General features: G+C 74.9%; 13 protein-coding genes. 5 read left to right on the forward strand and 8 right to left on the reverse strand.

Annotation, left to right across the window (positions count from 1 at the left end):
• Positions 1-454: 454 nt before the first annotated feature.
• Positions 455-1,552 (reverse strand): ROK family transcriptional regulator, encoded by a 1,098-nt coding sequence (locus AC069X_RS18395; RefSeq protein WP_478729627.1) that lies wholly within the window; start codon positions 1,550-1,552, stop codon positions 455-457.
• Positions 1,553-1,607: 55 nt separating this feature from the next.
• Here AC069X_RS18395 and AC069X_RS18400 point away from each other — a divergent pair, with 55 nt between their 5' ends.
• Positions 1,608-2,738 (forward strand): Gfo/Idh/MocA family oxidoreductase, encoded by a 1,131-nt coding sequence (locus AC069X_RS18400; protein ID WP_478729628.1) that lies wholly within the window; start codon positions 1,608-1,610, stop codon positions 2,736-2,738.
• A 98-nt stretch (positions 2,739-2,836) separates the two neighbouring features.
• On the forward strand, positions 2,837-4,066 hold the full coding sequence (locus tag AC069X_RS18405; protein ID WP_478729629.1) for an ALF repeat-containing protein: 1,230 nt from the start codon (positions 2,837-2,839) through the stop codon (positions 4,064-4,066).
• A gap of 108 nt (positions 4,067-4,174) precedes the next feature.
• Here the strand turns inward: AC069X_RS18405 and AC069X_RS18410 are convergent, their stop codons facing one another.
• The 4 genes from AC069X_RS18410 to AC069X_RS18425 form a co-directional block, all read right to left on the reverse strand.
• Positions 4,175-5,032 carry a fumarylacetoacetate hydrolase family protein gene (locus AC069X_RS18410; RefSeq protein WP_478729630.1) on the reverse strand — a complete coding sequence of 286 codons (858 nt, stop codon included), beginning with the start codon at positions 5,030-5,032 and terminating at the stop codon, positions 4,175-4,177.
• Between the two features lie 138 nt (positions 5,033-5,170).
• A complete protein-coding gene (locus AC069X_RS18415; protein WP_478729631.1) occupies positions 5,171-5,860 on the reverse strand; it encodes a YidC/Oxa1 family membrane protein insertase in 690 nt (229 codons plus the stop codon).
• A 113-nt stretch (positions 5,861-5,973) separates the two neighbouring features.
• Positions 5,974-6,312 carry a DUF6412 domain-containing protein gene (locus AC069X_RS18420; protein WP_478729632.1) on the reverse strand — a complete coding sequence of 113 codons (339 nt, stop codon included), beginning with the start codon at positions 6,310-6,312 and terminating at the stop codon, positions 5,974-5,976.
• A 66-nt stretch (positions 6,313-6,378) separates the two neighbouring features.
• A complete protein-coding gene (locus AC069X_RS18425) occupies positions 6,379-7,248 on the reverse strand; it encodes a class E sortase (protein ID WP_478729633.1) in 870 nt (289 codons plus the stop codon).
• Positions 7,249-7,304: 56 nt separating this feature from the next.
• Between AC069X_RS18425 and AC069X_RS18430 the strand changes: the two genes are divergently transcribed.
• Positions 7,305-8,309: an SEC-C metal-binding domain-containing protein gene (locus tag AC069X_RS18430; protein ID WP_478729634.1), complete on the forward strand. Its 1,005-nt coding sequence runs from the start codon at positions 7,305-7,307 to the stop codon at positions 8,307-8,309.
• Between the two features lie 76 nt (positions 8,310-8,385).
• On the opposite strand, the gene AC069X_RS18435 is transcribed toward AC069X_RS18430, so the two are convergent.
• The 3 genes from AC069X_RS18435 to AC069X_RS18445 are packed head-to-tail and all read right to left on the reverse strand — an operon-like array spanning position 8,386 to position 10,480.
• Positions 8,386-8,847 (reverse strand): very short patch repair endonuclease, encoded by a 462-nt coding sequence (locus tag AC069X_RS18435; RefSeq protein ID WP_478729635.1) that lies wholly within the window; start codon positions 8,845-8,847, stop codon positions 8,386-8,388.
• Positions 8,805-9,893, reverse strand: coding sequence for a hypothetical protein (locus tag AC069X_RS18440; RefSeq protein WP_478729636.1), 1,089 nt, complete (start codon positions 9,891-9,893; stop codon positions 8,805-8,807). Before AC069X_RS18440 ends, AC069X_RS18435 begins: the two co-directional genes overlap by 43 nt.
• Before the next feature lie 41 nt (positions 9,894-9,934).
• Positions 9,935-10,480 carry a GNAT family N-acetyltransferase gene (locus AC069X_RS18445; protein ID WP_478729637.1) on the reverse strand — a complete coding sequence of 182 codons (546 nt, stop codon included), beginning with the start codon at positions 10,478-10,480 and terminating at the stop codon, positions 9,935-9,937.
• Positions 10,481-10,647: 167 nt separating this feature from the next.
• Between AC069X_RS18445 and AC069X_RS18450 the strand changes: the two genes are divergently transcribed.
• Together AC069X_RS18450 and AC069X_RS18455 are read left to right on the forward strand one after the other, a co-directional pair.
• On the forward strand, positions 10,648-10,830 hold the full coding sequence (locus AC069X_RS18450) for a hypothetical protein (RefSeq protein ID WP_478729638.1): 183 nt from the start codon (positions 10,648-10,650) through the stop codon (positions 10,828-10,830).
• 68 nt (positions 10,831-10,898) lie between these two features.
• A complete protein-coding gene (locus AC069X_RS18455; protein WP_478729639.1) occupies positions 10,899-11,201 on the forward strand; it encodes a hypothetical protein in 303 nt (100 codons plus the stop codon).

Consider the following 11,201-nt stretch of genomic DNA (forward strand, 5'->3'; position numbering starts at 1 on the left):
CGGCCTCGGGGGGCGGCGGGGGGGCGGCCCGACTGCCCGGGGCCGCAGGCGCAGCCTCCGGGCAGTCGGGGCCGGGGCCCGCGGGCGCAGCCCGGGGGCAGTCGGGGCCGGGCCCCGCGGCCGGGGTCCAGCCGGGGCCGGGGCGGAGCCCCCGACCGGGGGCAGCCGGGGCCCGCAGGCCCAGCCCCCGGGCAGTCGGGGCCGGGGCGGAGCCCCGGGGAACGGTGGAAGGGCGGGGAGGGGCACTGCCCACACGCGCACCGCGCCACCGCCGCACCACCGCCCGGGCAGGGGCGTGCGGAGCCGGAACGCGGGACTCCCCGACAGTGGCGGGCAAAGCCGGGACGCGGGGGGCCTCCCGACGGGGGCGGGCGGAGCCAGAACGCCGAGCCCGCCCCCCAGGGGCGCGGCCGGGCCGCCTGGGCGGAGCCGGCGGGCCCGCCGCGGGGTGGGGTCAGGTCCAGCCGAAGACCCGGCCCCGGACCAGGGCCGCCGCGCCCTCCGCCACCCCGGCCGGGGTGGCCGCAACCGTCGGGGGGTGCTCCAGCAGCACGCGGGACTCCAGCGCCGCGCGGACCCCGGCCACGAAGGGCTCCGGATCCGCGTCCACGACCCGGCCCCCCAGCAGGACCCGGTCCACGTCCAGCAGCGCGGCCAGGTTCGCCGCCCCCTCCCCCAGCAGTCGCGCCGCCTCCGCCACATCGCCCCGGGCCACCGCCTCCAGGCAGAGCACCTCCAGGCAGCCGCGCCCGCCGCACCGGCACGCCGGCCCGTCCAGCCGCAGCACCTGGTGCCCGAACTCCCCCGCCGCCGAGCGCGCCCCCCTGTGCACCGCCCCGTCGAAGCGCAGCCCCGCCCCGAGCCCGGTCCCGACGTGGAGGTACACCGAGGTACCGGAGCCCGGCCCGCCCGGAGCCCCCGCCACGACCCCGGCGTTGGTGTCCTTGTCCAGCACCACGGGCAACCCCAGGCGCCCCGCCAGCACCTCCCGCAACGGGTACCCCGCCCAGTCCGGGAACCCCGTCACCCTCCCCAGCACCCCGCTGCGCCAGTCCAGCGGGCCCGGCGCGGCGGCGCCCACCCCGAGCAGCGGCGGCCCCGCCCCGGCCTCGCCGGAAACCCGCGCGACCGCTCGTACGACCGAATCCACCACCCGTTCCGGACCGGCCCCGAAGTCCAGCGGCCCGCTCCACCGCGCGACCACGCCGCCCGCCAGGTCGACCCTGACCGCGCTCAGCTCGTCGCGGTCCAGGTGCACCCCCACCGCGTGCCGGGCCCCGGGCACCAGCCGCAGCAGCGTGCGCGGCTTGCCGCCGGTGGAGGCGCCGCGCCCGGCCTCGGCGACCAGCCCCTCCGCCGCCAGCCGCGCGGTGATCTTGCTGACGGCCTGCGGGGTGAGCCCCGTACGGGCGGCGAGCTCCGCGCGGCCGAGCCCCGGCGCGCCGGCGGCGCGCAGCAGGTCCAGCAGCAGCGCCTCGTTGTGCCCCCGCAGCGCCGGCAGGTTGACCCCGCCGCCTCCGCCTCCCCCGTCGCCCCCGTCGCCCCTGTTCACCCGCCCATTGTCCACCCTCCTTGCACTTACACAACACTGTTGCCAAAGTGGTCCCATGGACGCCTCCCCGACCTCTCCCGCCTCCCACGCCTCCCACGCCTCCCCCACCTCTCCCTCCGCCCCGCTGCGCGTGGCGCTCATCGGCTACGGGCTCGCCGGCTCCGTCTTCCACGCCCCTCTCGTGTCCGCCACCGACGGCCTCGTCCTCGACACGGTCGTCACCTCCGACCCCGGCCGGCAGGCCCAGGCCCGCGAGGCCCACCCCGGCGTCCGCATCGCCCCCTCCGCCGACGAGCTCTGGCAGCGGCCCGACGCCCCGGACCTGGTCGTCGTCGCCTCTCCCAACAAGACCCACGTCCCCTTCGCCACCGCCGCCCTCACCGCCGGCATCCCCGTGGTCGTGGACAAGCCGCTCGCCGCCACCGCCGCCGAGGCGTACGAGCTGGCCGCGCTCGCGGAGCGCACCGGGACCTTCCTCTCCGTCTTCCAGAACCGCCGCTGGGACAACGACTTCCTCACCCTGCGCCGCCTCCTCGCCGACGGCGAGCTCGGCGAGGTCCAGCGCTTCGAGTCCCGCTACGAGCGCTGGCGTCCCCAGCTCAAGGGCGGCTGGCGGGAGTCCGGAGCCCCGGAGGAGGTCGGCGGCCTGCTGTACGACCTCGGCAGCCACGTCGTCGACCAGGCACTCGTGCTGTTCGGCCCGGCGGTACGCGTCTACGCGGAGACGGACGTGCGCCGCCCGGCCGCCGAGACCGACGACGACACGTTCATCGCGATCACGCACGTGAACGGAGTCCGCTCCCACCTCTACGTCAGCGCGACCACGGCCCAGCTCGGCCCGCGGTTCCGCGTACTCGGCTCGCGCGCCGGCTACGTCAAGTACGGCCTGGACCCGCAGGAGGCCGCCCTGCGCGAGGGCCTGCGCCCCGGCGTCGACGGGCAGCCGTGGGGCGAGGAGCCCGAGCACCTGTGGGGCCGGCTGGGCTCCGGCGAGTCCCCGCTCACGGGCGGCGGAATCCCGGTGCGGACGGCCCCCGGCGACTACCCCGCGTACTACGCCGCCGTCGCGGAGGCCCTCCGTACGGGCGGACCGGCGCCGGTCACCGCCGAGGAGGCGGCGCGCTGCCTGGCGGTACTGGAGGCGGCCCGCAGGTCCTCCCGCGAGGGGGTGGCCGTGGAGCTGTGATCCTCATGACTTGATCCATCTTTGTCGCAAAATCGACGCTTGTGGCTCCCGGCAGGGGCCTATTCTTCACAGGCTGCCGATCATCACACTTGTGAAGAATGGAATCCCCACCTGTGAAGCTGCCCCGGATCGCGTCCGTCGTGGCCACCGCCGCGATAGCCCCGGCCGTCCTGCTGTCCTCGCCCGCCTTCGCCGCTGACGCCTCGTCCGCGGCGCCGGCCACCCCGTCGTCGCCGACCGCGCCCGACCGGGACCCGCAGGCCGCGAATCCGGCGGGTACCCCCGCGACGACGCCGGCCGACGACCAGGCCGCCGACGCCCGGGCCCGGATCCAGCAGATCCTGAACGACCCGGCGAGCGGCCCGGGCGTCCGCGAGGCCGCCGCGAAGGCGCTCCAGGGGACGGCCGCCGACATGCAGGCCTTCCTCACGACCGGCCATGCGCAGCAGCAGCTCGAGGACGACCGCGTGCGGGTCGCCCGGATCGGCGAGGCCGGCGGCAAGGGCGTCAAGAAGGCCGCGGACGCTGCCCTGGCGGTGAACACCCAGCAGGCGCTCTCCGACTTCCTCCGCAACGGCCAGCACGTGGCCCGCCTCGAAGACGACCGCGTCGAGATGATGCGCATGCTGAACGGCGCCGGCCGGGGCATCACCCAGGCCGTCAACGAGCTGATGAGCAACGGCACGCGCGAGCAGATCCGCGACTTCGTCGCCACCGGCCAGCACAAGATCCGCGCCGTGGACGACCGGGTCGCGCTGTTCTCGATGCTGAACGGCGCGGGACCGGGCCTGAAGGAGGGGATCATCAAGCTCCTCGAGGGCAACGCGACCCCGGAGCAGCTGCGCGAGTTCATGACCAAGGGGCAGCACCGGCTCCGCGACGACGACAACAGCGTCGAGATCTCGCGGATGGTGAACGGCGCCGGCCCGGAGCTGAAGAAAGCCGCCCTCGCCGCCCTCAACGGCACCCCCGAGGACCGGGCCGCGTTCCTGAAGACCGGCCAGCACGTGGCGCGCGCCAAGGACAAGGCCGCCGGCCACACGGGCGGCTCGGGCAACACGGGCGGCACCGGGACCGGCACGAACACCGGATCCGGCACCGGCACCGGCACCGGCACCGGCACCACCGGCGGGGTCCAGCCGGCCGGCGCCAAGGGCACGACCGGGAACGGCAACACCACCCCGGCCGGTGGCTCCGGCTCCGCCCCGCTCGCCAGCACGGGCGCGGGCTCGGAGACGTGGATCGCCGGCACCGGCGCCGCCGCACTCGCCGCGGGCGCGGGCCTGATGGTCGCCAACCGCCGCCGCCGCGCCTCGTCCGAGGGCTGACCGGCACCACCCCACGCACACGGGGAGGGGGGGGGGGGGGGGAAACACCCCCCCCCCCCCCCCCCCTCCCGCATTCAAGCCCTACACGCGCCGCGCACGCCACGCACGCTACGCGCTCTTGAACTCCTGCCGCTGCCGGCCGAGCTTCTCGATCTCCAGCTCCACCACGTCGCCGGCCCGCAGGTACGGCTTCGGCTCGGGCTGGCCCATCGCCACGCCCGCCGGGGTGCCGGTGACGATGACGTCACCCGGGTACAGGGTCATGAACTGGCTCAGGTACCGCACGACCTCGCCGACCGGGAAGATCTGGTCCGAGGTGTTGCCGTCCTGCTTGAGCTCGCCGTTGACCCACAGCCTGACGTCCAGGACCTGCGGGTCCGGGATCTCGTCGGCCGTGACGAGCCAGGGGCCGAGCGGGGTGAACGTCTCGCAGTTCTTGCCCTTGTCCCAGGTGCCGCCGCGCTCGATCTGGAACTCGCGCTCCGAGACGTCGTTGACCAGCGTGTAGCCGCCGACGTGCGCGAGGCCCTCCTCGGCGGACCCGAGGTAGCGGGCGGTGCTGCCGATGACGACGCCGAGCTCGGCCTCCCAGTCGGTCTTCACGCTGCCGCGCGGGATGAGCACGGTGTCGTCGGGGCCCACCACGGTGTCCGCGGCCTTCAGGAACAGGATCGGCTCGGCCGGCGGCTCCGCGCCGATCTCGGCCGCGTGCCCGAAGTAGTTCAGCCCGATGCCCACGATCTTGCCGATCCGGCCGACCGGGGAGCCGATCCGCAGCCCTTCCGCGTCCAGGACCGGCAGCTCGCCGGCCGCCGCGGCCTCCCGTACCCGGGACAGTACGGACGCGTCGGACAGCAGGGCGCCGTCCACATCCGTGACCAGGCCGGACAGGTCCCGCAGGGTCCCGTCCTGGTCGAGCAGCGCGGGGCGCTCCGACCCGACGGGTCCGACACGCAGCAGCTTCATGGGCATTCTCCCGTGGTCGTGGGTGGTCGGCCCGTGGGCATGCCGGTGAACGGGCACGGCACGGGCCGGCCGATGGGTTGCGGCCATCGGAGGATTGGCTGATCCTCCAAGATGTCCGACCAATCCGCAAGACCCTGTTCACAGAATGGAACGCGCAGCTCCGTCCTTCCGGTACTGGAGCCAGGCCCGCTCCCCGACCGACCAGGCGGTGGTGGTCAGCAGGTACAGCCCGGCCGCCAGCGGGACCACGGCCGCCGTGATCAGCGTCCCGAACGACAGCAGGGGCAGTACGCCGCCCAGCTTGCGCATCGCCTCCAGCTGCTCGGCGCTCAGCTCGGGCGCCGCCCCCGCACCCTTCGCCCCGCCCCTCTTCGCCCCGGCGCCCGCCCCGGCGCCCTTCGCCGCGGGCAGCACCGGCGCCGGCGCGGCAGCGGCCGCACGCCGCCCCCGTACCGCACTCCACGCGGCCACCACCGCGATCGCCGCGAAGAGCCCGAGGAACACCAGGCCCTGCGCCCCGAACAGGCCGCCCTCCTCCAGCGCCCCGGTCCAGCGGGCGCCGAGCGGCGCGGCGAAGAGCCGGTGGTCGAGCAGCTCACCGCCCGAGGAGAAGGACTGGTACATCAGGAAGAACACCGGCAGCTGCAACAGGACGGGCAGGCAGCCGGCCGCCGGCGTCGCCGCACGGAACGCGGCACGCCCCAGCGGAAACAGGGCGAGCCTCACGAGGACGGTGAACAGCACGATCGCGGCAGCGGTCGCGGACTCGGCCAGCACCGGCTCCAGGAACCGGCCCAGCTCGACAACAAGATCAGAGAAAACGGACACGCGGGCCCTCCAGGGGTCTCGTCGAACGTCGAAGGAAACGCACTTCGGCGTGACGACCCGCGAGGGGCGACAACAGCGATGGATCAGCAGAAGGCGGGAGGCACTGCGCGCCCCTACGCGGCCGTCAGGACCAGACGGCCGGGAGCCCTGGGCCGCGACCGGCCCGAGGCGTCGGGATCGCGCTGCGGCAGGAACGCCGTGCGCTGCTCGCGATCACGGATCGCGGTACGTATGCGGTGCGGCGGCACGGGCCGTACGAGGCACGCGGCCAGCACGGCGGCCCCGAAGGCGACGGCCGAGGCCAGCACGACCACACCGGCGGCAAGCCCGGCCTCGCCGGACACCAGCCCGAGGAACCCGCCGAGCAGCAGCAGCGCGACGAGCAGCCGCACCACCCGCGAGGAGGACAGCAGGGCCGAGACGGAAGCGCGAACCCGCAGCACGGAAGACATCCACCCCACCCCCTCGACCGAACCCCAACCGGGAACGGAACTCGCGATCGATACGACACACCGATACTAACGGGTGCCGCTGACAACGTTCTTGAGGGTCCCCCAGACCACCAGCCGGTACTTGGAGCTGTACTCGGGCGTACAGGTCGTCAGCGTGATGTACGACCCCACCGCCTCGTACCCGTACCCGGCCCTCACCCCGCTCCGCGGCACCGGCGCGATCACCCCCACGTCGCCCGGACTCGTCTCCGCCAGCACCTTCCCCACCACGTACACGTACCGCCGCCCCCGCACGTCGACGAACACCTCGTCCCCGTCCCGCAGCCGGTTCAGGTACCGGAACGGCTCCCCGTGGGTGTTGCGGTGCCCGGCCAGCGCGAAGTTCCCCACCGCCCCCGGCTGCGCGGTCCCCGGGTAGTGCCCGGCGTACCCCTTGTCCAGCACGGCCCGCTTGTCGACCCCCTCCGCCACCGGCACCGCGAGCCCGATCCGCGGCACGCGCAACACGGCGTACGCCTCGTCCCGCGCCGGCGCCCGGGGCGGCGGCACGGCCTTCCCGGAAGCAGCCGGCGGAGCCGCCGACGGCCTCCCCCCACCCCCCACGGAAGGAGCGGCGGCGGCCGGAGCGCCGCCGGAGTCCTCCTCACCCCCCACCGGATCCACCCCCACCCCCACCCCCTCCTCCCCCTCGCCGACAACACCGGCAGCAGGCTCCCCGGCCCCGGACCCCCACCGCTCCTCCAGGACCTGAACCTGCTCCTGAGCGGCGGCCACGGCCTGCCGGTTCGTCCACCACACCTGGTGCACCACCAGCAGCGCCACCACCACGCCCACCGTCGTGATGACCTCGGCCCCCACCCACAGCAGCCCGGCGAGACCGGCCCGACGCCCCCGCCGGCCGCCCCCCTGCACCACCACCCGCACACGATCCCGCACGGCGGGCACCCTAAGACCTCCCCCCTCAACTGACCAGCAGCAGTACGGTGTGAACCATGCGCCCCGACACGCCTGCCGAGCACATCGCCGAAGCCGAGCGCCTGATCCGCACGGCGACCCGCTACCCCGAGGACCAGGAGCCCTTGCTCCTCCAGGCCGCGGCCCACCTCGAACTGGCCGACGACCGGGAGCGCGCGAGCGCCCTCTACGACCAACTCCTCGCCGCGGACCCCGCCAACCCCCACCTGATCAAGGCCCTCCAGGCCGCGAACCTGTGGGAGTACGGCCACGAGGCCGAGGCCCGCGCCCTGATCTCCGGCCTCCGCGCGGCGGCCCCCACGGACCCGGCCCCCTGGGAAGTCATCGCCGAAGCCCTGGAATCACACGACGAACTGGAAGCCTCCCACGAGTGCTTCACCGAGGCGGCGACCCTCCTCACCTCGGAGGACACCCCCCTCACCCGGGCCACCACCGCGCTCCTGACGGGCCGCCACCGCGTCCGCCGGCTCCTCGCCCTCCCCCACGACGACTGGGACATGGTCGCCGACACCCGCCACATCGGCCCGATCCCGCTGGACGAGCTCCACGACCCGAAGCGCATCTGGGCCCTGGGCTCCGACGACCCGGCCGAACTCCGCGCCGAGATCGCCCGCCTGCGCGCCGAACTCGGCGACCGCCGCGCGGCCCTGTCCCGCCCCTTCCCGGTGGCGATCCTCCACTGGCCCCACCGCGAACTGGCCGAACTCCTGACGAGCTACCCCACCCTCTCGACGGAGTACCCCTCCCACGAGGCCCACCTCGCAGCGGTGGAGTCCTCCCTCCGCGCCCTGGCGGCCTCGGGCACCACGAATCTCGGCATCGTGACGGGCAGCGTCCCCTCGTACGAAGCCTTCGCGGCCTCGGAGAAGACCTCCCCGGCCTCCCCGGCCCTCCTCCCGGAGTACGCCACCACCCTGGCGGCCCGAGGCAAAGCCACCCCCTGGCCCCCCACCCCCACGTCCCCCTGCTGGTGCACCTCGGGCAAGCCGTACACGGAGTGCCACGGGACCACCGACACCTGACCGAACAACCGGTGGCCGGCGACCTTTCACCGGGCGCGAGCGGCGTGACGGCGCCCCGACGACAGGGAGCGTCTTCTCACGCGTCCGGGACGGAGTCGTGCGCTCGCACCCGTGAACGCGAAGGGGCACGACGGCTCGCGACGACTGCCAGCACACGCGCAGCCGCCTCGTCCGCCTGCTCGTGCTCCCAGACGCGCACGGCCAACCAACCCGCCTCGGTCAGCCGGGCGTCCGTGTCGAGGTCCCTGCGCCGGTTCCCTTCGATCTTCGCCCGCCAGAACTCGGCGTTGTTCTTCGGCCATGTGGCGTGCACGGGGCAGCCGTGCCAGAAGCAGCCGTCGACGAACACCGCGACGCGCGCGGGGCCGAACACGATGTCGGCCTCGCGCCGCACTCCCTTCACCGGTTTCCGGTGGATCCGGTAGCGGGCCCCCATGGCGTGCAGCGCCCTTCGCAGGGCCACCTCCACACCGGTGTCGCGGCTCTTCTGGCGACTCATCCTGGTGCGCACGGTGGCCGTCGTCGGCAGTTTCTCCACCCTCCCATTGTGAACCGCCCGATCACCCGATCACCCCTCCCCCCAGAAGGGCAGGGGCAGCTGTTGGTGGCCGCGGGCCAGGGCTGTGGGTGGGGTGGGGTGGGGCGGGTGGTGGCCAGGGCCAGGAGGGTGCGCAGGGCAGCGGTCACCTGGTCCGGGGTGTCGCGGATCATCGACGGGGTCGCGCTGACCACCAGGACGCCGTGGGACTCCAGGCGCAGGCGGCGGCGGAGGGTGGCCTGCCAGGCGTCCCGGGTGTAGTGGTACTCGGCCGAGTCGACCTCCAGGGCCACGCCCTCGTCGGGCCAGTAGGCATCCGGGGTGGCCAGGAAGGTGCCGTCCGGGGTGTAGAGGCGGGCGTTCCAGAGGGGCGTCGGGAGGTCGGTGCCGGTGAGGGCGTCGCGGGCCCGGGCTTCGGCCACCGAGCGGACCCCGGCCAGGAGTTCCGCCGCCGCGGCGCGCACGGCGGGGCGGCCCAGGAGGCGGGAGACGCGGAGTTCGGCGTGCAGTTCGTCCGGGTGGCACCAGCCGGCCTGCACGACCTGGGCCAGGACGGAACGGATCCGGTCGGGGTGCGCGTCGGGCCCCGGGCGGGCGGCGAAGTCGGCGGCGGCGCGCACCGGGCGGGCGCTGGGGACGCCCGCGACGGTGATGGTGCGGGGCCAGCGGGAGGTCGTCAGGGGCCGGACCTCCGGGATCCCGACGGGCCGGCGCGGGGCGCGGACCAGCACGTCCGCCGGGGCCGGCGGGGTGTCGCGGACGCCGAGGAGGGACAGGGCCGCCCCGCCGGTGAGGACGGCGGTCTCGCCGGAGAGCGGGTCCGCGGCCGGCGCGGCGGCGTACAGGACGGCGGCCAGGGCCCGTTGGCGGTGGTCCGGCGGCCCCGTCTGGAGGAGGTAGACGCGGGGCAGCAGCCGCTGCCAGGGCCCGCCGGCGCGGGTCCGGGAAGTGACCGTGCCGCCGGGGATCCCGGCGGCGGTCAGCTGGTGGCGGGTGGCGAGGCCGAGCTGGCGGCGGGCCACTTTGACGGTTCCGGGTGTGATCATGGCCCGGGTATGCCCGTTCCGCACCCGGTCCAGCTCCCGGGTCAGGAGGCGGTTCGGCCCGGGTGGGTCGGGGAGAGGAAGACGACCACGCCGGTCTGGGTGCCGGGGTGGGCCGGCACCTCCTGCCAGCCGAGCCGGCGGTACGTGGCCACCGTGTCCGTGGCCAGCCGGGAGGTCAGCAGCCACGCGCGGCGCTGCGGGGCGTCCTCGGTGATCTCCGCGAGCAGCTCGCGGCCGGTGCCGCGGCCGCGCGCGTAGGCCCGTACGGCGAGCTCGTCGATCTCCAGCGCCCCGACGAGCAGGTCCCGTACCCGGTCGGGGCCGAGCTGCGCGGCGACCTGGGGGTACGCGCGGTGCTGGGGGAAAGGTTCCTGCGTGAGCCAGCCGGTCGCGAAGCCGTCCACCCCGGCCTCGGACTGCGCGAAGGCCATACGGAACCCCGGGCGCCGGACGTCCGTCTGCAGGCGGACCGAGAACTGGCGAATGGTTTCTTCGTCCTCGTTCCACGGCGCGGCGGAGAAGACGTCGGCGTAGGCGTCGACCAGCTCGTCCTGAAGGTCCAGGACGGTTCGTCCGTATGAGATCACGGTGTCGACTCCTGGGGTCGGTGTGGCGATTGGGCGGATTTCCCACTGGAAGACCGAATCTACGCCCAGGAGGTTCCCCGGCCCGGTGATGCACAGAAACGGCGAGTGTGCGACAAATCGTCTCCGCGTCGTCCGTGTCGCGGGCCGGGGTGGGGCGTTGAGCATCCGTGAACACGGACAGACTGCTGCGGGCGGCGGGGCGGTGCGCGCTCGCCTTCCTCCTCGTCCTCGGAGTCGTCGCGCTGCTGCCCCGCACCGTGCGGGAGGCGCTTCCGGACGCGGTGGTCGGCGGGGCGGTGCTCGTGCTCGGGGCGGTGGGGGTCCGGCGGGCGTCCAGGGGCCCGCGTTAGCTTTGGGGGCGGATGCAGAACGGATCCGACCGGATCATTTGATGACAAGACGAGTGAGGGAGTTCGACATGGCACGCGTACCCAGTTCCGCGGTGGCGGCGGCAGGGCTGGTCGGCGGTTACGCCGTCGCCCGCTGGACCAAGAAGCGGCCGCTGGGCGGTGTCGTGCTCGGCGCCGCCGGGCTCGTGGCCGGCCGCGAGTGGCACAAGCGCGGCGGTGTGCCCGCGGCGGCCGGGCTGGGGGCGCTGTACCTCGCCGGCTTCGCGGGGGCGCACCCGCTGGCGAAGAAGGTCGGCGCGTGGCCGGCCGTCGTGGGTGCGGCCGGGGTCGTCGCCGCGACCGCCTGGGCCGTGTCGGACCGCCCCGCCTGA

This window comes from Streptomyces sp. NPDC043896, assembly GCF_056435605.1.

What these genes read in the sequence shown, in the direction of transcription:
- AC069X_RS18400 (WP_478729628.1), top strand. Translation starts at nt 1,608, where the DNA reads ATGGACGCCTCCCCGACCTCTCCCGCCTCCCACGCCTCCCACGCCTCC.
- AC069X_RS18405 (WP_478729629.1), top strand. Translation starts at nt 2,837, where the DNA reads ATGGAATCCCCACCTGTGAAGCTGCCCCGGATCGCGTCCGTCGTGGCC.
- AC069X_RS18410 (WP_478729630.1), bottom strand. Translation starts at nt 5,032, where the DNA reads ATGAAGCTGCTGCGTGTCGGACCCGTCGGGTCGGAGCGCCCCGCGCTG.
- AC069X_RS18420 (WP_478729632.1), bottom strand. Translation starts at nt 6,312, where the DNA reads ATGTCTTCCGTGCTGCGGGTTCGCGCTTCCGTCTCGGCCCTGCTGTCC.
- AC069X_RS18430 (WP_478729634.1), top strand. Translation starts at nt 7,305, where the DNA reads ATGCGCCCCGACACGCCTGCCGAGCACATCGCCGAAGCCGAGCGCCTG.
- AC069X_RS18440 (WP_478729636.1), bottom strand. Translation starts at nt 9,893, where the DNA reads ATGATCACACCCGGAACCGTCAAAGTGGCCCGCCGCCAGCTCGGCCTC.
- AC069X_RS18455 (WP_478729639.1), top strand. Translation starts at nt 10,899, where the DNA reads ATGGCACGCGTACCCAGTTCCGCGGTGGCGGCGGCAGGGCTGGTCGGC.